General features: G+C 64.0%; 22 protein-coding genes. 19 read left to right on the top strand and 3 right to left on the bottom strand.

Translation table 11 applies throughout. The features are described from left to right. Positions 1-145 precede the first annotated feature (145 nt). The 14 genes from aroA to ACZ5BH_RS12245 all read left to right on the top strand — a co-directional run bounded on the left by aroA (position 146) and on the right by ACZ5BH_RS12245 (position 13273). Entirely contained in the window at positions 146-1462 is a 1317-nt protein-coding gene (gene aroA / locus ACZ5BH_RS12180) for a 3-phosphoshikimate 1-carboxyvinyltransferase (RefSeq protein WP_464889533.1), read from the top strand. After that, complete coding sequence (gene cmk, locus ACZ5BH_RS12185) at positions 1459-2151, top strand: (d)CMP kinase (RefSeq protein ID WP_464889534.1); 693 nt, start codon at positions 1459-1461, stop codon at positions 2149-2151. Before aroA ends, cmk begins: the two co-directional genes overlap by 4 nt. Positions 2152-2406: 255 nt before the next feature. After that, on the top strand, positions 2407-4080 hold the full coding sequence (rpsA, locus tag ACZ5BH_RS12190) for a 30S ribosomal protein S1 (protein WP_464889535.1): 1674 nt from the start codon (positions 2407-2409) through the stop codon (positions 4078-4080). A gap of 36 nt (positions 4081-4116) precedes the next feature. Continuing rightward, complete coding sequence (locus tag ACZ5BH_RS12195; RefSeq protein WP_464889536.1) at positions 4117-4422, top strand: integration host factor subunit beta; 306 nt, start codon at positions 4117-4119, stop codon at positions 4420-4422. A gap of 227 nt (positions 4423-4649) precedes the next feature. Next, positions 4650-4943 (top strand): LapA family protein, encoded by a 294-nt coding sequence (locus ACZ5BH_RS12200; protein WP_464889537.1) that lies wholly within the window; start codon positions 4650-4652, stop codon positions 4941-4943. Beyond that, positions 4943-6112: a lipopolysaccharide assembly protein LapB gene (gene lapB / locus ACZ5BH_RS12205; protein WP_464889538.1), complete on the top strand. Its 1170-nt coding sequence runs from the start codon at positions 4943-4945 to the stop codon at positions 6110-6112. The genes ACZ5BH_RS12200 and lapB overlap by 1 nt, the downstream gene beginning before the upstream one ends. Before the next feature lies 1 nt (position 6113). Continuing rightward, positions 6114-6812, top strand: a complete 699-nt coding sequence (gene pyrF, locus ACZ5BH_RS12210) for an orotidine-5'-phosphate decarboxylase (protein WP_464889539.1) — start codon at positions 6114-6116, stop codon at positions 6810-6812. 259 nt (positions 6813-7071) lie between these two features. Further along, positions 7072-7347 (top strand): ComEA family DNA-binding protein, encoded by a 276-nt coding sequence (locus ACZ5BH_RS12215; RefSeq protein WP_464889540.1) that lies wholly within the window; start codon positions 7072-7074, stop codon positions 7345-7347. Between the two features lie 175 nt (positions 7348-7522). After that, positions 7523-8401: a UbiA family prenyltransferase gene (locus ACZ5BH_RS12220; protein WP_464889541.1), complete on the top strand. Its 879-nt coding sequence runs from the start codon at positions 7523-7525 to the stop codon at positions 8399-8401. A gap of 120 nt (positions 8402-8521) precedes the next feature. After that, a complete protein-coding gene (locus tag ACZ5BH_RS12225; protein WP_464889542.1) occupies positions 8522-9838 on the top strand; it encodes an FAD-binding oxidoreductase in 1317 nt (438 codons plus the stop codon). Continuing rightward, positions 9835-10575: an SDR family oxidoreductase gene (locus ACZ5BH_RS12230; RefSeq protein WP_464889543.1), complete on the top strand. Its 741-nt coding sequence runs from the start codon at positions 9835-9837 to the stop codon at positions 10573-10575. The genes ACZ5BH_RS12225 and ACZ5BH_RS12230 overlap by 4 nt, the downstream gene beginning before the upstream one ends. Before the next feature lie 25 nt (positions 10576-10600). Beyond that, positions 10601-11551 (top strand): NAD-dependent epimerase/dehydratase family protein, encoded by a 951-nt coding sequence (locus ACZ5BH_RS12235; RefSeq protein ID WP_464889544.1) that lies wholly within the window; start codon positions 10601-10603, stop codon positions 11549-11551. Further along, complete coding sequence (locus ACZ5BH_RS12240) at positions 11535-12851, top strand: NAD(P)/FAD-dependent oxidoreductase (protein ID WP_464889545.1); 1317 nt, start codon at positions 11535-11537, stop codon at positions 12849-12851. The genes ACZ5BH_RS12235 and ACZ5BH_RS12240 overlap by 17 nt, the downstream gene beginning before the upstream one ends. Beyond that, on the top strand, positions 12845-13273 hold the full coding sequence (locus ACZ5BH_RS12245) for a GtrA family protein (RefSeq protein WP_464889546.1): 429 nt from the start codon (positions 12845-12847) through the stop codon (positions 13271-13273). Before ACZ5BH_RS12240 ends, ACZ5BH_RS12245 begins: the two co-directional genes overlap by 7 nt. A gap of 146 nt (positions 13274-13419) precedes the next feature. On the opposite strand, the gene ACZ5BH_RS12250 is transcribed toward ACZ5BH_RS12245, so the two are convergent. Beyond that, positions 13420-14451: a GSU2403 family nucleotidyltransferase fold protein gene (locus tag ACZ5BH_RS12250; protein WP_464889547.1), complete on the bottom strand. Its 1032-nt coding sequence runs from the start codon at positions 14449-14451 to the stop codon at positions 13420-13422. Positions 14452-14742: 291 nt separating this feature from the next. Continuing rightward, the gene (locus tag ACZ5BH_RS12255) at positions 14743-15363 is read right to left on the bottom strand and encodes a GspH/FimT family pseudopilin (RefSeq protein WP_464889548.1); all 621 of its coding nucleotides are present in this window, start codon (positions 15361-15363) and stop codon (positions 14743-14745) included. A gap of 167 nt (positions 15364-15530) precedes the next feature. Here ACZ5BH_RS12255 and ACZ5BH_RS12260 point away from each other — a divergent pair, with 167 nt between their 5' ends. Both ACZ5BH_RS12260 and ACZ5BH_RS12265 read left to right on the top strand, forming a co-directional pair. Then, entirely contained in the window at positions 15531-15728 is a 198-nt protein-coding gene (locus ACZ5BH_RS12260) for a type II toxin-antitoxin system VapB family antitoxin (protein WP_464889549.1), read from the top strand. Then, positions 15725-16102 (top strand): type II toxin-antitoxin system VapC family toxin, encoded by a 378-nt coding sequence (locus ACZ5BH_RS12265; RefSeq protein ID WP_464889550.1) that lies wholly within the window; start codon positions 15725-15727, stop codon positions 16100-16102. Before ACZ5BH_RS12260 ends, ACZ5BH_RS12265 begins: the two co-directional genes overlap by 4 nt. A 255-nt stretch (positions 16103-16357) precedes the next feature. On the opposite strand, the gene ACZ5BH_RS12270 is transcribed toward ACZ5BH_RS12265, so the two are convergent. Beyond that, the gene (locus tag ACZ5BH_RS12270) at positions 16358-17548 is read right to left on the bottom strand and encodes a pyridoxal phosphate-dependent aminotransferase (RefSeq protein ID WP_464889551.1); all 1191 of its coding nucleotides are present in this window, start codon (positions 17546-17548) and stop codon (positions 16358-16360) included. 72 nt (positions 17549-17620) lie between these two features. Between ACZ5BH_RS12270 and uvrB the strand changes: the two genes are divergently transcribed. From uvrB to rfaH, 3 genes are all read left to right on the top strand, one after another. Then, positions 17621-19639 (top strand): excinuclease ABC subunit UvrB, encoded by a 2019-nt coding sequence (gene uvrB / locus ACZ5BH_RS12275; protein ID WP_464889552.1) that lies wholly within the window; start codon positions 17621-17623, stop codon positions 19637-19639. Positions 19640-20058: 419 nt separating this feature from the next. Continuing rightward, positions 20059-20400, top strand: coding sequence for a MarR family EPS-associated transcriptional regulator (locus ACZ5BH_RS12280; RefSeq protein ID WP_464889553.1), 342 nt, complete (start codon positions 20059-20061; stop codon positions 20398-20400). Continuing rightward, positions 20397-20915, top strand: coding sequence for a transcription/translation regulatory transformer protein RfaH (gene rfaH, locus ACZ5BH_RS12285; protein ID WP_464889554.1), 519 nt, complete (start codon positions 20397-20399; stop codon positions 20913-20915). The genes ACZ5BH_RS12280 and rfaH overlap by 4 nt, the downstream gene beginning before the upstream one ends. Positions 20916-21233: the final 318 nt, after the last annotated feature.

Raw genomic sequence — 21233 nt, forward strand, 5'->3', positions numbered from 1 at the left:
GGTTTTCGAAGCCAGGCATAAGCGTTTTTCCTCGTCCCTCGTCCCTCGCCACTCGTCCCTGCATGATTCGCGGCTTGCGCCGCTCCTACGCGGTTGATCCGGCCTTTGTGTTAGCCCTCTTCCGTTCAGAATCAGGATTTCCACCATGCCCCAAAACCTGAAGTTCATCGTCAATCCCGGCGGCCGCCTGCACGGCGAACTCCGCGTGCCCGGTGACAAGTCCATCTCCCACCGCAGCATCATGCTCGGCGCCATCGCGGAGGGGGTGACGGAGGTCAGCGGTTTCCTCGAGGGCGAGGACAACCTGGCCACCCTCAATGCCTTCCGCGCCATGGGCGTTGGGATCGAAGGGCCGAAGAAGGGCCGGGTGACCATCCACGGCGTGGGCCTGCACGGCCTGAAGGCGCCCGCCGAATCCCTGTACCTGGGCAACTCCGGCACCTCCATGCGCCTGCTGGCCGGCCTGCTGGCGCCCCAGCCCTTCGACTGCGAACTCACCGGCGATGCCTCCCTCAGCCGCCGGCCCATGCGCCGGGTGACCGAACCGCTGGCGCAGATGGGTGCGCGCATCGAGACCACCGCCGAGGGCACACCGCCCCTGCGGATCCACGGCAATCCCGAACTGCACGGCATCGACTACGTGATGCCGGTGGCCAGCGCCCAGGTGAAGTCCTGCCTGCTCCTGGCCGGCCTCTACGCCCGCGGCAAGACCTGCGTGACCGAGCCGGCGCCGACCCGCGATCACACCGAACGCATGCTGGAAGGCTTCGGCTACCCGGTGCGGCGCGAGGGCAACCGGATCTGCGTGCAAAGCGGCGGCCGCCTGACGGCCGCGCCCATCGACGTGCCGGCCGACATCTCCTCGGCGGCCTTCTTCCTGGTCGGCGCCAGCATCGCGCCCGGATCCGATGTCCTGCTCGAACACGTGGGCATCAACCCGACCCGGATCGGGGTGATCAACATCCTGCGCCAGATGGGCGCGCTTCTTTCCATCGAGAACGAGCGCCGGGTGGGCGGCGAGCCGGTGGCCGATATCCGGGTACGGGGGGGCGACCTGCGGGGCATTCGCATCCCGGAAGCGCAGGTGCCCCTGGCCATCGACGAGTTCCCGGCCCTGTTCGTGGCCGCCGCCTGCGCCGAGGGCGAGACGGTGCTCACCGGCGCCCGCGAGCTGCGGGTCAAGGAGAGCGACCGCATCCAAGTGATGGCCGACGGCCTTCGGATCCTGGGCATCGACGCCCAACCCACCGACGACGGGATGATCATCCAGGGCGGGCAACTGGGCAGCGGCACGGTGGACAGCCACGGCGATCACCGCATCGCCATGAGTTTCGCCATGGCCGCCCTGCGGGCCAGCGGGCCCATCACCATCCGCGACTGCGCCAACGTCAACACCTCCTTTCCGGGTTTCGTGGCCCTGGCGCGCGGCGCCGGGCTCGACATCAGCGAGGTGTCGGAATGAGCGCCGCGGCCCCCGTGCTGGCCATCGACGGCCCCAGCGGCTCCGGCAAGGGCACCATTGCGGCCCTGGTGGCCGGCGAACTGGGATGGCATCTGCTCGATTCCGGTGCCCTGTACCGCCTGGTGGGCCTCGGCGCCCTCAACCATGGCATCGATTTCGACGATGCGGCGGCGCTGGCCGCCTATGCCCGTGATCTGGATGTGCGTTTTGACCTTGAGCCCGGCGCCACCGAGGCCCGGGTGCTGCTCGAAGGCGAGGAGGTGGGCAGCCGGATCCGCACCGAGGCGGTGGGCATGGCCGCTTCGAAGGTGGCCGCCATTCCCGCCGTGCGCGAGGCCCTCCTGCAGCGCCAGCGCGACTTCCGCCGCCCGCCGGGGCTGGTGGCCGACGGCCGCGACATGGGCACGGTGGTCTTCCCCGACGCCGAACTGAAGATTTTCCTCACCGCCAGCGTTGAAAAACGCGCCGAGAGACGCTATAAACAGTTGATACAAAAGGGAATCGATGCTAATCTCGCCGACCTCCTGACGGAGATCGCCGAGCGCGACGCCCGCGACACCTCCCGCGCCGTGGCCCCGCTGAAACCTGCCGAGGATGCGGTCATCCTGGATACCTCCGAGATGACCATCGAGCAGGTGCGCGACCGGGTGCTGGCCCTGTGCCGCGAGCGTTGCCGTCTGTCCCCGTGAAGGAGACTCTGAACAATTCATCCCTGAATTGTCAGAGATTCGGAAACCGAAAATGCGATTTTCGGTTTCCTCACAAACGCCATCACCTGCGGTGATGGCGTTTGGCGGCACATCCCTGTGCCGCAGGAAGCGCTGAATCATCAGCACTTCCTCATGAGAAACGGGCGGCCGCCTGCGTGCGGCCATTGTCATCAACCAACCTGCGGCGCAAGCCGCTAAACAACGTGGGTCGCAAGACCCAAGGCGAAAATCAACATGAGCGAAAGCTTTGCAGAGCTGTTTGAAGAGAGCATTGCCAAGACCCAGATGCGTCCTGGCGCCATCATTACCGGCACCGTGGTCAAGGTGGACGACGACTTCGTCACCGTCAATGCCGGTCTGAAATCCGAGGGGATCATCCCCATCTCCCAGTTTACCGACGAGAACGGCGAGATCAACGTCAAGGTTGGCGACGCCGTGGAAGTCGCCCTCGATACCGTCGAGGACGGTTTCGGGGAAACCCGCCTGTCCCGCGAGAAGGCCAAGCGGGCCGAGACCTGGAAGAAACTGGAAGCGGCCTTCGAAGCCGGCGAGAACGTCAAGGGCGTGATCACCGACAAGGTCAAGGGCGGCTTCACCGTGGAGCTGGGCGACATCCGCGCCTTCCTGCCCGGTTCCCTGGTCGACATCCGGCCGGTGCGCGACACCGCCTACCTGGAAGGCAAGGAACTCGAATTCAAGGTCATCAAGCTGGATCGCCGCCGCAACAACGTGGTCGTCTCCCGCCGTGCCGTGGTGGAAGAAGAGGGCGGTGCCGAGCGCGAAGCCATGCTGGCCAACATGCAGGAAGGCACCGTGCTCAAGGGTGTGGTCAAGAACCTCACCGATTACGGCGCCTTCGTGGATCTGGGCGGCATCGACGGCCTGCTGCACATCACCGACATGGCCTGGAAGCGGGTCAAGCACCCGAGCGAAATCGTCGAAGTCGGTGACGAAATCGAAGTCAAGGTGCTCAAGTTCGACCGTGAGCGCATGCGCGTCTCTCTCGGCCTCAAGCAGATGGGCGAGGATCCCTGGGTCGACATCTCCCGCCGCTATCCGGTCGGCACCCGTCTGTTCGGCAAGGTCACCAACATCGCCGACTACGGCTGCTTCGTGGAGCTGGAAGAGGGCGTGGAAGGCCTGGTGCACGTCTCCGAGATGGACTGGACCAACAAGAACATCCACCCGAGCAAGGTCGTGCAGCTCGGCGAGGAAGTGGAAGTCATGGTCCTCGATATCGACGAGGAGCGCCGCCGCATCTCCCTGGGCATGAAGCAGTGCAAGGCCAACCCCTGGGAGCACTTCGCCGCCACTCACAACAAGGGCGACAAGGTCACCGGCACCATCAAGTCGATCACCGACTTCGGCATCTTCATCGGCCTGGAAGGCGGCATCGACGGTCTGGTGCACCTGTCCGACATCTCCTGGAACGTGCCCGGCGAGGAAGCCGTGCGCAACTACCAGAAGGGCGAGGAGATCGAAGCCGTGGTCCTGTCCGTGGATCCCGAGCGCGAGCGCATCTCCCTGGGCATCAAGCAGCTGGAGAAGGATCCGGTCTCCAACTTCATCGCCGAACATGCCAAGGGCAGCATCGTCAAGGGCACCGTGCGGGAAGTGGATGCCAAGGGCGCCGTGATCGATCTGGGCGAAGGCGTGGAAGGCTACCTGCGCGCCTCCGAGCTGTCCCAGGATCGGGTCGAGGACGCCCGCACCGTGCTCAGCGTCGGCGACGAGGTGGAAGCCAAGTTCGTCGGCGTGGACCGCAAGAACCGCACCATCTCCCTGTCCATCAAGGCCAAGGACACCGATGCCGAACAGGCCGCCATCAGCGACTATAAGAGTGGCGCCGCGCCGGCGACGACCACGCTGGGCGATCTGCTCAAGGAAAAGATGGAAAGCGGGGAATAAGGTCCTCACAGCGTGAGCAACACGGAAGGAGTGACGATGACGAAGTCCGAACTGATCGATCGCCTGGCCCAGAAACAGGTGCAACTGGCCTACAAGGACGTGGAACTGGCCGTGAAGACCCTGCTGGATCACATGGGCAACACCCTGGCCAATGGCGAACGGATCGAGATCCGCGGTTTCGGCAGCTTCTCGCTGCACTATCGTCCCCCGCGCATCGGCCGCAACCCCAAGACCGGCGAATCGGTGCAACTGGCCGCCAAGTACGTGCCGCACTTCAAGCCGGGCAAGGCCATGCGCGAACGGGTCAACAACAGCATGGGCAAGGTGCCCATCAGCAACTGACCGTTTTCCGCAACGCCCTCCCGAAACGGCATGCCGCACACCACGGCATGCCGTTTTTTTTCGCCATCCCCCAAATCCGTAGGAGCGGCGCAAGCCGCGATATGTCGTAACCGTGCCCTTCAGTAGGAGCGGCGCCCCCGCCGCGATAGCGCTGCCCCGGAATCGTCCCGCACATCCGTCACAAATGCCTGTAAAATGATCCCGTCACCGCCAGGAGGCCACACCCCATGCGCCGAATCCTCATCCTGCTCGCATCGCTTGCCGTCGTCGTGCTGGGCATCCTGTTCGCCGTGCTCAACGCCGAGCCGGTGATCCTCAATTACTACTTCGGCCGCCAGGCCATGCCCCTTTCGCTGGTGCTGGTGCTGGCCATGTTGGTGGGTGCGCTGCTCGGCGTGCTGGCCTGCAGCGGGGTGCTGGTTCGCCAGCGACGCACCATTCACAAGCTGCGCCGCGCCGCGGAACTGGCCGAGAAGGAAGTGGAAAACCTGCGCGCGATTCCCATCCGGGACGAGCATTGATGAATCCCGAAATCCTGCTCTTTCTCCTGCTGCCATTGGCGGCCCTGTCCGGCTGGTGGCTCGGCCGCCGCCAGGGCCGGGCGCAGCGGGAGGAGGGCGGGGTGCTGCCCGGCCGCTATCTCAAGGGCCTCAACTACCTGCTCAACGAACAGCCCGACAAGGCCATCGATCTGTTCATCGAAATGCTCGACGTGGACAGCGACACGGTCGAAACCCACCTGGCCCTGGGCAGCCTGTTCCGGCGCCGCGGCGAAGTGGATCGCGCCATCCGCATCCACCAGAACCTCATCGCCCGGCCCACGCTCAGCAAGGAACAGCGCGCCCTGGCGCTGGCCGAACTGGGCCAGGACTACATGCGCGCCGGCCTGCTGGACCGCGCCGAGACCCTGTTTCAGGAACTGGTGGAAAGCAGTTCCCATCGCTACACGGCCCTGCGCCAGTTGCGCGACATCTACGAACAGGAAAAGGACTGGGACAAGGCCATCGACGTGATCCGCCGTCTCGAACAGATCACCGGCAAGGGCATGCGCGACATCGTGGCCCAGTATTACTGCGAGAAGGCCGAACAGGCCCACCGCCAGGGCGAGAACACCGAGGCCCGAAAACGGCTGCGGCGGGCGCTCGCCGAAGACCGGCAGTGCGTGCGGGCCAGCCTGCTGGAAGGGCGGATCGCCGCCGAGACCGGTGATTGGCGCGGCGCGGTGAAGGCCTATCTGCGGGTGGCCGAACAGGATCCGGACTACCTGCCGGAGGTCGTCGAGCCCCTCAGCCGGGCCTATCGTGAACTCGGCCGCATGGACGAAATGGTGAGTTTCCTGCGCCGCAACCTGGCCGAACATGGCGGCATCTCCCTCATGCTGGCCCTGGCCGAACGGATCCGCCAGGATCAGGGCGATGCCGTGGCCGCCGACTTCATCAAGGAATACCTCAAGGAACGCCCCTCGGTACGCGGCATGGATCGGCTCATCGAGCTGCACCTGGCCAGCACCCCCGACCCCATCCGCGAGAAGCTGCAGGTGCTCAAGGACGTGACCGATCAGCTCATTGCCAACAAGCCCGTGTACAAGTGCCAGCAATGCGGTTTCACCGGCCGCACCCTGCACTGGCACTGCCCCGGCTGCAAGAGCTGGAACACGGTCAAGCCCATTCACGGCGTGGAAGGAGAATGACGTGACCGAAAACCCCATCATCGTGGCCTTGGATTTCCCCGCCGCCGAGCCGGCCCTGTCCTTCGTGGATCGCCTCGCGCCCGGCAGCTGCCGCCTCAAGATCGGCAAGGAACTGTTCACCGTGGCCGGCCCCGACCTGGTCCGGCGCATCGTCGATCGGGGCTTCGACGTGTTCCTCGATCTCAAGTATCACGACATTCCCAACACCGTGGCTGCCGCCTGCCGCGCCGCCGCCGGCCTTGGCGTGTGGATGCTCAACGTCCACGCCCTCGGTGGCCGGCGCATGCTCGAGGCCGCTCGCGAGGCCGTCGAGGGCGCTGGCCATCGGCCCCGCCTCATCGCCGTCACCATCCTCACCAGCATGGGCCCCGACGACCTGGCCGAGATCGGCCTTGCCGGCGAGCCGGCCGAGCACGTCCGGCGTCTGGCCGCCCTGGCCGAGTCCGCCGGCCTCGACGGCGTGGTCTGCTCGCCCCGCGAAGTTGCCATGCTGCGCACCGAGCGGCGCAAGGATTTCCTCCTCGTCACCCCCGGCATCCGCCCCGCCGGCAGCGAAACTGGCGATCAGAAACGGATCATGACTCCCGCCGACGCCCTGCGCGCCGGCTCCACCCACCTCGTCATCGGCCGCCCCATCACCCAGGCCCCCGACCCCGTCGAAGCCCTGGCGGACATACGCGAACAGGTTCGGCAGGCCTGAGGGCGTGCGGATCCTCCTCACCCCGGCCCAGTCCCCCAAAGGGGGAGAGGGAGTGAGCGTGCAAGCCTCTGAAATCCAATCACAATATCGATCGAAGGGGCCCCTCACCAGCGGGACAGAGTGAGGGGAAAAACCGGCCTTGATGTAGTCCCCGTCCTACAAACATTTCCGCCTCTTCCTACAGCATTCTCCCTCGCACAGGCGCATCATGCGGAATGATCCCGCAATCCCGCTCAATCACAGAGTAAGGAGGCTCGCCATGAAAGGACTGTTGCAGACTGCATTTCTCGGCCTGGCCCTGCTCCTGGCCGTACCGGTACACGCCGATCCGGTCGACATCAATACCGCCGACGCCAAAACCCTCGCCGCCAACATCAAGGGCGTCGGCGCCAAGAAGGCCGAAGCCATCGTCGAATACCGCCGCAAGCACGGCCCCTTCAAGCGCCCCGAAGACCTTGCCCGCGTCAAGGGCATCGGCCCCAAACTGGTCGAAAACAACCGCGACGTCATACGCGTCGGCAAGAACCGCCGCTGAACCGCCGCATCACTGATCGGGACACCGGCCGGTTTGCCGGTTGCAGGTTGTATCGCGTGGCTGCGCACCGCCTGCCCGGCATTTCCGGCAACTTGGCCGTGTTGCAGGCCGAACGTACTCGGCCGGCCTGTGATAAAATTTCCCGCACCGGCCATCCTTCACGGCGAGCCCCGATTTGAACCGACTCACCCTGTTCGCACGGACCCTGCGCATTCACCAGTGGGTCAAGAATCTGCTCATTTTCATCCCCTTTCTGCTCGGCTGGCAGCAGGTGGGCTGGACGCCCGTGGGCGAGGTGTTGCTGGCCTTCGTGGCCTTCGGCCTGTGCGCCTCGGCCAGCTACGTGATCAACGATCTGCTGGATCGGGAGGCCGATCGCCGGCACCCGAGCAAGCGCCACCGGCCCATTGCCGCCGGCGCGGTGGCGCCCGGCACGGCGCTGCTGCTGGCGGCCCTGGCCCTGGCGGGGGGGCTGGGCCTGGCTGCCGCCGGCGGCCACAAGCTGCTGATGGTGGTGTCCGTCTATCTCCTCGTGACCGTGACCTACTCACTGTGGCTCAAGTCCATCGCCATGCTCGACGTGGTGACCCTGGGTCTGCTCTATACCCTGCGGATCATCGCCGGCATCATCGCCGCCGGCGTGGAGCTGTCCTACTGGATCCTGGTGTTTTCCATGTTCTTCTTCGTCAGCCTGGCCATGCTCAAGCGCTATTCGGAACTCTACAATCTGCGCCAGCGCGACGAGGAGACCGCGCAGGGGCGGGGCTACTGCGCCCAGGATCTGGAACTGATGGCCGCCCTCGGCGGCGCCTCGGGCTACATCGCCGTGCTGATCATGGTGCTCTACATCCACGACCCGGTGATTGCCGAGAAATACGCCCATCCCCAGTGGCTGTGGCTGGTGTTCCCGGCCCTGCTGTACTGGATCAGCCGCATGTGGCTCATCGCCCACCGCGGCCGCATGGACGAGGATCCGGTCCTCTACGCCATTCACGACCGCCCCAGCTATATCGTGGCCGTCGTCTGCGTGCTCGGTTTCGTGCTCTCGCTCTGATGACTGCAGTGACACGAAAAATGACGCGCCGGATGCCTTCTTCTGCACCCACCGGAACGAAAGGCTCCCTCTCCCCCGCCTTGCGGGGGAGAGGGACGGGGTGAGGGGGCAAACAGGCAGATGCCCACCCCCGATACCTACACCTCCTGGGGCCGCGTTCACCGTCCACGGCAGATCGTCTGTCCACTGCGCTGGCGCCACGAGCCGTTGCCACCCTGCGACGCCCCGAGCCGCCTGCCCCGGGGCCGCGGCCGCAGCTACGGCGACTGCTGTCTCAACGACGGCGGCGCCCTCCTGCCCACCACGGCGCTCGATCACTTCATCGCCTTCGATGCGGAGCAGGGGATCCTGCGCGCCGAGGCGGGCGTCACCCTGGACGCCATCCTGCGCCTCATCGTTCCTCGTGGCTGGTTCCTGCCCGTCACTCCCGGTACCCGCTTCGCCACCCTGGGCGGGGCCATCGCCAACGACGTGCACGGCAAGAACCATCACGCCGATGGCACCTTCGGCCGCCACGTCACGTGCCTGGAACTGCTGCGCTCCGACGGCAGCCGCATGGAATGCAGCCCGCAGCAGAACGCCGACTGGTTTGCCGCCACCGTCGGCGGCCTGGGGCTCACGGGCCTCGTCACCTGGGCCGAGATCCGCCTGCGGCGGATCGCCAGCAGCGAGATGGAGCAGCAGCAACTGCGCTTCGCGAACCTCGACGAATATCTTTCCATCGCCGTCGAGAGCGACGCCGAATGGACCTACACCGTGGCCTGGGTGGATTGCCTCTCCAGCGGGTCGAAGCTCGGGCGCGGCGTGCTGTTCCGGGGCCGGCACGCCGAATCGGGTCCGCTGGAGTTCCCCGAAGCCCCCCGCCGCCTCGCCGTGCCCGTGGATCTGCCTTTCTCCCTGGTCAACGGCGCCAGCCTGCGCCTTTTCAATGCGCTCTACTATCGCGGTCATCCCACCCGCACCCGCAGCCAGCGCATGCCTTTTCTGCCCTTCTTCTATCCGCTGGACGGCATCGCCAACTGGAACCGCCTCTACGGCCGCCGCGGCCTCTACCAGTTCCAGTGCGTGATCCCGCAAGGGCAGGAGACGGCCATGCACGAGATCCTCGCGCGTATCGCCCGCAGCGGCCAGGGCTCCATGCTCGCCGTGCTCAAGCGCTTCGGCGACCAGCCCTCGCCGGGCATGCTCTCCTTCCCCCGGCCCGGCCTCACCCTGGCGCTGGACTTCGCCAACCGCGGCGAGCCCACCAGGCGCCTGCTCGGCGAGCTGGAACAGGTGACGATGCAGGCCGGCGGCACCCTCTATCCGGCCAAGGACGCCCTCATGCGTCCCGAATCCTTCCACAAGGGCTATCCGCGCTGGCAGGAATTTTCGGCCTTTCGCGATCCGGCCTTTTCCTCCAGCCTCTGGCGGCGTGTCACGGGAGAGAGCGCATGACCGACAACATCCTGATCATCGGCGCCACCTCGGCCATCGCCGGCGCAATCGCCCGGGCCTATGCCCGGCGCGGCGCACGCCTGTTCCTCGCCGGGCGCGATGCCCGGCGCCTCGAGATCCTCGCCGACGATCTGCGCGTGCTGGGCGCGAAGGCCGTGGCCGTCCACGACATCGATCTGGCCGACTTCGCCGTCCACGCGGAACTGATCGAAAGCGCGTCCGCTTGGCTCGAACGCATCGATCTCACCCTGATCGCCCACGGCATCCTCGGCGATCAAAGGGCGGAGGAGGGTGACTTCGCGCAGGCCCGGCGCAACTTCGAGATCAACGCCCTGAGCCCCATCTCCCTGCTCACCCATCTGGTGCCCGTGTACCGTGCGCAGGGGCAGGGCACGCTGGCGGCCATTGCCTCGGTGGCCGGCGATCGCGGCCGCCAGTCCAACTTCGTCTACGGCGCGGCCAAGGGCGCCCTGGCCATCTACCTGCAGGGCCTGCGCAATCGCCTGTATCCCGACGGGGTGCACGTGCTCACCATCAAGCCGGGCTTCGTCGACACCCCCATGACCCGCGACTTTCCCAAGGGGCCCCTGTGGGTCGGCCCCGAGGTCATCGCCCGCGGCATCGTCCGCGCCGTGGCGCGCCGCCGCAACGTGGTCTATCTGCCCTGGTTCTGGCGCCCCATCATGGCGATCATCAAGGCCATTCCCGAGCCCCTTTTCAAACGCCTGAAACTGTAGGCGCGGCGCAAGCCGCGATTCCCGTATGCCCAAACCCGAAGACAATCCCAAAATCCTCCTCCCCGGCGCCGCCGGCCTCGTCGGCCAGAACCTGGTCATCGAGCTCAAGGCCCGTGGCTATCGGGACATCGTCGCCATCGACAAGTACCGCGAGAACCTCGATCTGCTGCGCCGCCTGCATCCCGACATCACCTGCATCGAGGCCGACGTCTCCGAACCCGGCCCCTGGCAGGACGCCTTCGCCGGCGGTGACGTGGTGGTCATGCTCCAGGCCCAGATCGGCTCCAAGCATTCGCAGGACTTCATTCGCAACAACATCGAGTCGGCGAAGCAGGTGATCGCCGCCATGCAGCAGCACCGCATCCCCCACATCGTGCACATCAGCTCCTCGGTGGTCGAATCGGTGGCGAAGGACGACTACACGGAAACCAAGAAGGCCCAGGAGCGGATCGTGCTGGAGAGCGGCATCCCCTACACCATGCTGCGGCCCACCCTCATGTTCGGCTGGTTCGACCGCAAGCACCTGGGCTGGCTGTCCCGCTTCATGCGCCGGGTGCCGGTGTTCCCCGTGCCGGGGCGGGGGCGGATCATCCGCCAACCGCTCTACGTGCGCGACTTCGTGCGCATGATCGCCTCGAGCATCGAGCACGGCCCCCACAACGCCATCTACAACATCACCGGCCAGGAGAAGATCTACTACGTGGACATCATCCGCACCATCCGCAAGGCGGTGCGGGCGAAGAGCGTGATCCTGCCCATCCCCTACAGCCTGTTCTGGCTGTTGCTCAAGACCTACGGCCTGTTTTCCGCCAATCCGCCGTTTACCACCGATCAGCTCAAGGCGCTGGTGGCGGCGGACGAGTTCGAGGTGATCGACTGGCCCGGGATCTTCGGCATCGAGGCCACGCCCTTCGCCCAGGCCATCGACGAAACCTTCAATCACCCCGAGTATTCCCGCCATGTGCCCCGCTTCTGAGCCACAACGTGTTGCCGTGCTCGGCGGCGGGCCCATGGGCCTGGCCTGTGCGCTGGATCTGCTGGATCGGGGGTATGCTGTCGATCTCTACGAGGCCGACGATCGCCTGGGCGGCATGTCCGCCCACTTCGACTTCGAGGGCCTGAGCATCGAGCGTTACTACCACTTCATCTGCAAGCCAGACCAGCCCATGTTCGACGAGCTGGAACGCCTCGGCATCGCCGATCGCCTGCGCTGGACGCCGACGAAGATGGGCTACTGGCACGAAGGGCGGCTCTATCCCTGGGGCAACCCCCTGGCGCTGTTGCGCTTCTCGCCCATCGGCCTGCTCACCCGCTTGCGCTACGGCCTGCACATGTTCCTCTCGGCCCGGCGCCGGCGCTGGGAGGATCTCGACGAGGTCAACGCCGTGGACTGGATCCGCCGCTGGAGCGGCGAAGAAGGGTGGAAGGTGCTCTGGGAGCGGCTGTTCCGCCTCAAGTTCCACGACTATACCGACAATCTCTCCGCGGCCTGGATCTGGTCGCGGATCCGCCGTGTCGGCAATTCCCGGCGCAGCCTCATGCAGGAAGAACTGGGCTACCTGGAAGGCGGCTCCGAGACGATGCTGAAGGCCTACCGAGCCGCCATCGAGGCGGCGGGCGGGCGCATCCACCTGCAGCGACCGGTCACGGGCATCGAACGGGACGGGAAGGGCGGTTTTCGCCTGGCGACACCGGCGGGGGAGGCCGTCGCCGACCGGGTGGTGAGCACCATTCCGCTGCCCTTCGTGCCGCGCATCGCCCACTGCCTGCCCGAGGCCGAGAAGGCCCGCTATGCCGGCATCAACAACATCGGCGTGGTCTGCCTCATCTACAAGCTGCGCCGCCCGGTCACGGAAAACTTCTGGCTCAACGTCGCCGATCCCGGCATGGCCATCCCTGGGATCATCGAATACTCCAACCTCACCGGCCAGAAACCGCACATCGTCTACGTGCCATACTACCTGCCCCGCGAGCACGAAAAGTTTCGCCAGAGCGACGACGCCTTCATCGAAGAGGCCACCGGCTACCTCAAGCGCATCAACCCGCAACTGACGGACGATGCCATCCTCGCCGTGCACGTCTCCCGCTACGGCCACGCCCAGCCCATCTGCGAGCCCGGCTTTGCGAAGAAGCTTCCCGACATTAGCACCGCCGTGCCGGGGCTCTATGTGGCCGACACCTCCCACTACTACCCGGAGGACCGCTCCATCTCCGAGAGCGTCCAGCTCGGCCGGCGCCTCGCCGCCATGGTGGATGAGGACCATCCCGCATGCTGAGCGCCGAGTTCCTGCGCTTCCTGTTGGTCGGCGGCTTCGCCGCCGGCGTCAACTTCCTCTCGCGGATCGGCTTCAGCCACTACCTCGACTACCGCTGGGCCGTGTTCTGGGCCTACCTCGTCGGCATGCTCACCGCCTACCTCCTGAGCCGCCTCGCCGTTTTCGAACCCAGCGGCAAACACCCTGCCCACGAAATGGCCTGGTTCACCTTCGTCAACATCCTGGCCCTGGCCCAGGTCTGGGGCATCAGCATCGGCCTGGCCGAATACGCCTTCCCCGCCCTCGGCTTCACCTGGCACCCCGAATCCACCGCCCACGCCATCGGCCTCGCCGTCCCCGCCGTCACCAGCTACCTCGGCCACAAGCACCTCACCTTCAGTAAAGTGGCGAGGGACGAGGGACGAGGGACGAGGGGAAACTGATTGCCTCTCCCCCAAAAATCCCAACCCTGTAGGAGCGGCGCAAGCCGCGATAACCTCCGTTTCAAGACACAAGCACCGGGTTGCTCAACACCCGTAGGAGCGGCGCCTCGCCGCGACAGTCATTCAGCTTCCACTGCAGAACGCTTTCATCCTGCCGGCCAATGCTCGCAAATCGGCCTTGCCAGATTATCCGGTAGCGTTCGGATACCGTCCTGCAATGCATTGCGGAAACCTTTCGGCATCTTGCGCACGGCTTCCAGTGCCAGCCAGACATCGCCGGGCCGTTCTTCAAGAAGCATTTCCAACAACTGTTGCGCCTGCTGCCGATCCTTCCCGGTCTTGGTAGCTTGCGAGGCCGGCCTGCGCGCAGCCACCACCAGTTTGTGCAGGGCATATCGTGCAGGTGCGGGAATATTGGCGAGAAAACCGGAACGAAAGGGAACGGCCACAATCTGCGTATCTTCAAGCAGAAACTCAAGATACCGCACCGGATAGGCATGGCATTTCAGATGTGGCAGGTAAACCGGCTGGCCGGTGGGGCGGCCCTGTATCGGGGTCAATACATCCACTTGCATGGATTGATTGCGGATCTTGTAACTGGTCGATGGCGATTTGCGATCCAGGGCCGGGATCGGAAAGAAACCCATGCCCGATTCCAGCAGCAATGTTTCCAGATCCGGGGCATCAGGCGAGAAGACGACCTCGATTCGTCGTGGACTGGCGATGTCGACATCCTGGGTCTGGTACAGCGCGTGTTCCCACTGCACGCCCAGCATGTTGCCCATCAGGGGAAACGCAATCGAGCCTACCAGCGTGCCGCCAGCCAGAAAGACCCCGCCCTGTGACAAGACTTCCAGCACCCGGCCCTCCGCAAAGCCCGGCACCATCAAGCCTCCCTTTGCCAGCAGCGACACGAGCGTTTCCCGGGCGGCAGCATCTTCCCGGGCCTGTGTCTGCAAATCCTTCTGATTTTGGATTTGGGCGAGGAGTTCGGGGGTTTCCGGCCCCAGGGAGAACTGACGGCGAGTGCTGCCTACCACCAGCTCCAGATACCAGTACCGTCGCCCCTTGATGACCTTGGGAGCAAAGGTGACACCACGCGGATTGGGCATGGCCGCAAGACAACGCTGAAGCAACTCGGCATAGAGTAACTGGAGGCTGGGATCGAGGCGTTTCATGGTTATAGGTAGTATATAAATAAACTGCCTATAATTCCATCTGATGACACGATAATAATGTGTCTATGTTCGATAACCATAAAAAATGCCCGGCCTCCATTCCGGAAACCGGGCATCGATATGGAGACCTCCGTGTCAACCCCCCACATCCTTGTTGACTGAAACTATAGCCAACCCGACTCACCAATGCTGTCGGACGATTCGGCAAATCCTGTAGGACGAATCCTACTGCTGTGGGAGCAGCGCAAGCCGCGACGGGATGCTTTTTCGCGACTTGCGTCGCTCCTACAACTATTTCCCGCACCGCAACGCCCGGCCACCCGGCCCTTTACGACTGATCCGCGGCCGCCCCGACTTGGTCACGATCACGGCGCGGCTGGCCTCGGCAAAGCGCGGATCGCAGAGCGTGAACGTCCCGTTGGTTCGAGTCCGGCCGTCGGGCCGATAGGTGAGATAGTGGCGGGAACCGAAAGCCCGGTAGGTCGCCCGGGTGCCGTTGTCCGGCGCCTGGCGAAAGGCCAGGATGCTCTCGGTCGGATCCCGTTGGCGGTTTCGGTTGGCATCGAGAAACACGATCCAGCTGTCGGTCCAGTCGGCCAGCCGATCGCAGGTCAGACCGTCCCGGCTGTGACAGATCACCACGTCCCGGTTGTGTCGAATGGCCTCGGACCGGGCCATCTGGAGCATCCCCAACAGCGTATTCGCACGCGTGACGATCCGGTTCTCCACCAGCACTGGCTGTAGCCACGTCATGCCATGGTGCAGGCCGATGAACACGACTGCCAGCGTCACCACCAGCTCGATCAGGGTAAAACCGCCAACCGCTTCGGGCGCGGAAAAAGAACGAATCGGAAGAGACTCCCCGGAACCGGCATCCTGCCGATCCCGGGAAGCCGAAGTGAAGACATCCATGTCAACCCCCCACATCCTTGTTGCAATGAACCATAGCGCAGGCCCCATGGCAGCGCTGTCAGCCATCACGGTCACATCATGTAGGAATATCCCGATATCACTGACGCACGACAACACGCATCAAATGATGTAAAATCATATGCATCCCATGTATGCCGGAGACCCTGATGCGAACCACCCTCAACATCGATGATCAGCTCCTCGCCGAAGCCCAACGCCTCACCGGGATCCGCGAGAAAACCGCCCTGGTGCGGGAGGGTCTCGAAGCCCTCATCGAACGGGAAAGCGCACGTCGTCTGGCCAAACTGGGTGGAACCGAGCCCAAATTGCGATCCGTACCGCGCCGCCGGTCCGAGCCTGCGTGATTCTCGTCGATACGTCGATCTGGATCGATCACTTCCGGCTGGGAGACGAACACCTTGTCGAGCTGCTGAAGGCGGGTCGTGTTCTGCAGCATCCCTTCATCGTCGGCGAGCTGGCCTGCGGCAATCTCCGGCAGCGTGCCGAGATCCTGAGTCTGCTCCAGGATCTGCCAAAAGCCCCCGTTGCCGATGACACGGAAGTGCTCGTCTTTATCGAGAAACACGCATTGATGGGGCGCGGGATCGGATACATCGACGTTCATCTTCTCGCGGCAACCGCCCTTGCCGACTTCGCGAGGCTGTGGACACGGGATCGGCGGCTTGCCGCCGTCGCCCGTGAGTTGGGGCTGCATCACGAAACGTCGCAATCCGAATAGAAAACGCCCGGCACCTCACGGCGACCGGGCGTTCGTTTGAGGAGACATCCCTGTCAACCCCCACGTCCTTGTTGGGCAATACGATACCGTAGCCGGTCTGCCGGATCTGTCAGTCATTACAGTCATATCACGTAGGAATATCCCGACATCCCGGAATTGGATTGTAGGCGCGGCGCAAGCCGCGATTCGCCCGGATTGGCATTGCCCCTGTGTCCGTAGGAGCGGCGCCCTCGCCGCGACAATCATCCTCCCCGGTTACCCGTTCCCTGCCACCCGCGCAATCCGCCCAATCGCCTCCTCCAGATTCTCCATGCTGGTCGCAAACGACAGCCGCACGAATCCCGGACTGCCGAAGGCCGACCCCGGCACCAGCGCCACGCCTACCTCCTCGATCAGGTACTCGGCCAACTGGACGTCGTCATCGATGCCGGGCAGCCTAGAGATCAACTCGCGCATGTCCGGAAAGGCGTAGAAGGCGCCCTCGGAGGGCAGGCAGGTCACGCCCTCGATGGCGTTGAGCAGTTCCAGCACCCGGTCGTGGCGGGCCCTGAAGGCCTCGAGCATGATCTGGATGCATTCCTGCCCGCCATTGAGCGCCGCGGTGGCCGCCGCCTGGGAGATGGACGCCGGATTGGACGTGCTCTGGGACTGGATCTTCTTCATCGCCGCGATCAGCGGCTGTGGCCCTGCCGCATACCCGATCCGCCAACCGGTCATGGAATAGGCCTTGGAGACGCCATTGAGCACGATGGTCCGCGAATACAGATCCGGGCAGGCATTGACGATGTTGGCGAACGGCTCGTCCGCCCAGTAGATGTGTTCATACATGTCGTCGCTGGCCACCAGCACCTGCGGGTGTGCCCGCAGCACCTCGCCCAGTGCCGCCAGCTCGGCGCGGCTGTAGACCATGCCCGTGGGGTTGGACGGGCTGTTGAGTACCAGCAGCCGGGTCCGTGACGTGATGGCCGCCTCGAGCTTTTCAGGCGTAATCTTGAACCGCTCCCCGATGCCGGTCTCCACGATCACCGGCTGACCGTCGGCCAGCAGCACCATGTCGGGGTAGGAGACCCAGTAGGGCGCCGGGATGATCACCTCGTCGCCGGGGTTCAGCAGCGCCTGGCACAGGTTGTAAAAGCTCTGCTTCCCCCCGCAGGAGACCAGAATCTGATCAGGGGTATAGTTCAGTCCGTTATCCCGACGGAACTTGTCCACGATGGCCTGCTTCAGTTCCGGCGTGCCGTCCACGGCAGTGTACTTGGTGAAACCGGCGCGGATGGCCTCGATGGCGGCGTCCTTGATGTGCTCCGGGGTGTCGAAATCGGGCTCGCCGGCGCCCAGGCCGATGATGTCCCGACCCTCGGCGCGCAGGGCGTTGGCGCGGGCGGTGATGGTCAGGGTGGGGGAGGGGCGGACCCGTTGAACCCGGTCGGAGAGGCGGATGTCCAAGCTGCTGTTCCTGTTGCGATGTGGGCGTAAAACCCTGATATCATACTCGATTCCCGCCAGTCACAGAATGCCATGACCCGACTTTTTCAACTCCAGGCCCCCTACGAGCCCGCTGGCGACCAGCCCGAGGCCATCCGCCACATCGTCGAGGGCCTGCGCGCCGGCGAGGCCGGCCTGACCCTGCTTGGCGTCACGGGCTCTGGCAAGACCTACACCATCGCCAACGTCATCCAGGAGCTCCAGCGCCCGACCCTGATCCTGGCCCACAACAAGACCCTTGCGGCCCAGCTCTACGGCGAGATGAAGGAGTTCTTTCCCGACAACGCCGTGGAATACTTCGTCTCCTACTACGACTACTACCAGCCGGAGGCCTACGTCCCCTCCACCGACACCTACATCGAGAAGGACGCCTCCATCAACGAGCACATCGAGCAGATGCGCCTGTCGGCCACCAAGGCCCTGCTCGAGCGGCGCGACACCATCACCGTGGCCACGGTCTCCGCCATCTACGGCCTCGGCGACCCCGGCGCCTACCTCAACATGGTCCTGCACCTGGATCGAGGCGACCGCATCGACCAGCGCAAGATCCTGCGCCGCCTGGCCGAGCTACAGTACACCCGCAACGACACCGAGCTTCAGCGGGGCACCTACCGGGTGCGCGGCGAGATCATCGACGTCTACCCGGCCGAGTCGGAGCGCGACGCCGTGCGCATCGAACTGTTCGACGACGAGATCGATCAGCTCAGCTACTTCGACCCCCTCACCGGCGAGGTGCTGCGCAAGGTGCCGCGCCTGACCATCTATCCCAAGACTCACTATGTCACGCCCCGGGAAACCATCCTCAAGGCCATCGATCAGATCAAGGCGGAACTGGCCGAACGCCTCGAACAGCTCCGCGCCGCCAACAAGCTGGTCGAGGCCCAGCGCCTGGAAGAGCGCACCCGTTTCGACATCGAGATGATGCAGGAAATGGGCTACTGCTCCGGCATCGAGAACTACTCCCGCTACCTCTCCGGCCGCGCCCCCGGCGAGCCGCCGCCTACCTTCCTCGATTACCTGCCCGACGACGCCCTGCTGGTGATCGACGAATCCCACGTCACCATCCCCCAGCTCGGCGCCATGTACCGCGGCGACCGGGCCCGCAAGGAGAACCTGGTCGAGTACGGCTTCCGCCTGCCCTCCGCCCTCGACAACCGGCCCCTCCGGTTCGAGGAATTCGAACGCCTGGCACCCCAGACCATCTACGTCTCCGCCACCCCCGGCCCCTACGAGGAGGCCCACTCCGGCGCCGTCATCGAACAGGTGGTCCGCCCCACCGGCCTCGTGGATCCGGAACTGGAAGTCCGCCCAGCCACCACCCAGGTGGACGACCTGCTCTCGGAGATCCGCAAGGTCACCGCCGCCGGCGAACGGGTGCTGGTGACCACCCTCACCAAGCGCATGGCCGAGGATCTCACCGACTACCTCACCGAGCACGACGTGCGGGTGCGCTACATGCACTCGGACATCGACACCGTCGAGCGCATCGAAATCATCCGCGACCTGCGCCTCGGCGAATTCGACGTCCTGGTCGGTATCAACCTCCTGCGCGAAGGCCTCGACATCCCCGAAGTTTCCCTCGTCGCCATCCTCGACGCCGACAAGGAAGGCTTCCTGCGCTCCGACCGCTCCCTGATCCAGACCATCGGCCGCGCCGCCCGCAACGCCCACGGCCGCGCCATCCTCTACGCCGACACCGTCACCGGCTCCATGCAGCGCGCCATCGACGAAACCGAACGCCGCCGCGCCAAACAGATCGCCTGGAACGAAGCCCACGGCATCACCCCCACCACCATCACCAAGGCCGTCGCCGACATCATGGAAGGCGCCTACGGCCCCGCTGCAAGTGGTCAAAAATTCGCCAAAGTCGCCGAGGAAACCCTCACCTACGCCACCCTCACCCCCGACGAACTGCAAAAGAAAATCCGCCAACTCGAACAACAAATGTTCGAACACGCCCAAAACCTCGAATTCGAAGCCGCCGCCCGCCTCCGCGACGAAATCCGCCACCTCGAAACCACCGCCCTCGGCCTCCCGGATCCCATCACTTAACCCCTCGCTACCCGTCCCCAGCTACCCGCCACCCGCTACCCCTTGCGTAGGGTGGGTCAAGCGCAGCGGACCCACCAAACCGCGGTAAATAAAATGACCCCACTTCGAGGGGGAGGCGACTTCTATCCTGTCAGTGGGGAAAAACAACTCTGCACTCACCACCACCAATATCACTTCGAATGTGACCAACATTACCAAATTTTCCAATAAAACCACTTGAACCTATAAAACGTATCAAATACGATAAAAGTGTGAGTTCGTTCACAAATCCGGCAACAATCAGAAAACACGCACAACCCACACGGAAGTATGATAAAAATTCCATCAAAACAATTCCTTACGATAAATCCCATCCAGACACTTTACAAAGTTAACAGCCTGTATTAGTGTTCAAGCTGTGAACGCAATGGAACTGCATCGTGTTGGACGAAGTTGCCTACAAACTCCTCCAGTTGATTCAGCAAACCCCCCAGCTGAGTCAACGGGACATGGCCGAAAACCTGGGCATCAGCCTCGGCAAGGCCAATACCAGCATCAAGCTCTTGCTGGAAAAGGGACTAATCAGAATCCATGAAGCAGTAAGACGTTCACCCACCATTCCCTATATCTATACCCTTACGCCGCTAGGTATTCGTGAACTGCCACGAATCGCCGCTCGGTTTCTGGTGGAAAAAGAGAACGAGATCAGGGAATTGCAGGAAGAAATCAGGGAACTTCGGAAAGTCAGCGCCAGAGCGCGAGACAAGGGGGGCAGAAAGTGAACAATACACAACGCAATTGGTATCTCGTCTATACCAAACCCCGCAACGAAACCCTGGCCCGTGATCACCTTGATCGTCAGGGTTATGAAACCTATTTGCCGTTGCTGTCCCGCACCAGCCGGCGCCGCGGCCGCTACCAGACCGTCATCGAACCCTGCTTCCCGCGCTACCTGTTCATCAACCTGAACACCGTTACCGACAACTGGTCCCCGATCCGCTCCACCATCGGCGTCTCAAAGATGGTTACCTTTGGCGGATTCCCGGCCCAGGTTCCCGGCGATTTGGTCACTCAATTGCGCGCCAACGAAGACGCACACGGCCTCCAGCGCTGGCCCGAGCCCGAAGATTTCGCCCCCGGTGCCAAGGTCACCATCATCGACGGCCCTTTCGCCGGTTACGAAGGCATTTTCCAGGCCCGGCGCAGCAACGAACGCGCCGCCATCCTGCTCGACATCGTCGGCAAGAACACCTTGGCCACTCTGGACATTCACAACCTCAAACCCGCAGGCACCTGAATAGTCCAGAAACAATACCAACAGCCCTTCTCCCCTCAAGGGAAGAGTGTTGGGGTGAGGGATAAACCAAAACTGCAAGGAGGCAGGAAGTAGACCGAAGCAGAAACCCTCCCCCTTGGGGGAGAGGGCTAGGGTGAGGGGAATCACTCACCAAAATCAAACGAAGCCATGGATCGGCTTCCACGCCCAACCTTCCATGCCCGCCAATTGGCCAGGCAGGGCGGTAGCGTGCCAAAACCCAATCCTTGCCGCGCCTCACATGGAAATGCCGGCAAAACCGTAGGATCGGCGCCCCCGCCGCGACAAAAGAACTCAACG

The organism is Thioprofundum lithotrophicum, from assembly GCF_055387065.1.

Excerpts from the sequence above, each read along its gene's own strand:
- lapB (WP_464889538.1), top strand. The coding sequence starts at position 4,943 with ATGAATCCCGAAATCCTGCTCTTTCTCCTGCTGCCATTGGCGGCCCTG.
- ACZ5BH_RS12240 (WP_464889545.1), top strand. The coding sequence starts at position 11,535 with ATGTGCCCCGCTTCTGAGCCACAACGTGTTGCCGTGCTCGGCGGCGGG.
- ACZ5BH_RS12245 (WP_464889546.1), top strand. The coding sequence starts at position 12,845 with ATGCTGAGCGCCGAGTTCCTGCGCTTCCTGTTGGTCGGCGGCTTCGCC.
- cmk (WP_464889534.1), top strand. The coding sequence starts at position 1,459 with ATGAGCGCCGCGGCCCCCGTGCTGGCCATCGACGGCCCCAGCGGCTCC.
- ACZ5BH_RS12215 (WP_464889540.1), top strand. The coding sequence starts at position 7,072 with ATGAAAGGACTGTTGCAGACTGCATTTCTCGGCCTGGCCCTGCTCCTG.
- aroA (WP_464889533.1), top strand. The coding sequence starts at position 146 with ATGCCCCAAAACCTGAAGTTCATCGTCAATCCCGGCGGCCGCCTGCAC.
- ACZ5BH_RS12230 (WP_464889543.1), top strand. The coding sequence starts at position 9,835 with ATGACCGACAACATCCTGATCATCGGCGCCACCTCGGCCATCGCCGGC.
- ACZ5BH_RS12200 (WP_464889537.1), top strand. The coding sequence starts at position 4,650 with ATGCGCCGAATCCTCATCCTGCTCGCATCGCTTGCCGTCGTCGTGCTG.
- uvrB (WP_464889552.1), top strand. The coding sequence starts at position 17,621 with ATGACCCGACTTTTTCAACTCCAGGCCCCCTACGAGCCCGCTGGCGAC.
- ACZ5BH_RS12225 (WP_464889542.1), top strand. The coding sequence starts at position 8,522 with ATGCCCACCCCCGATACCTACACCTCCTGGGGCCGCGTTCACCGTCCA.
- ACZ5BH_RS12235 (WP_464889544.1), top strand. The coding sequence starts at position 10,601 with ATGCCCAAACCCGAAGACAATCCCAAAATCCTCCTCCCCGGCGCCGCC.
- ACZ5BH_RS12250 (WP_464889547.1), bottom strand. The coding sequence starts at position 14,451 with ATGAAACGCCTCGATCCCAGCCTCCAGTTACTCTATGCCGAGTTGCTT.
- rpsA (WP_464889535.1), top strand. The coding sequence starts at position 2,407 with ATGAGCGAAAGCTTTGCAGAGCTGTTTGAAGAGAGCATTGCCAAGACC.
- ACZ5BH_RS12260 (WP_464889549.1), top strand. The coding sequence starts at position 15,531 with ATGCGAACCACCCTCAACATCGATGATCAGCTCCTCGCCGAAGCCCAA.
- ACZ5BH_RS12255 (WP_464889548.1), bottom strand. The coding sequence starts at position 15,363 with ATGGATGTCTTCACTTCGGCTTCCCGGGATCGGCAGGATGCCGGTTCC.
- ACZ5BH_RS12195 (WP_464889536.1), top strand. The coding sequence starts at position 4,117 with ATGACGAAGTCCGAACTGATCGATCGCCTGGCCCAGAAACAGGTGCAA.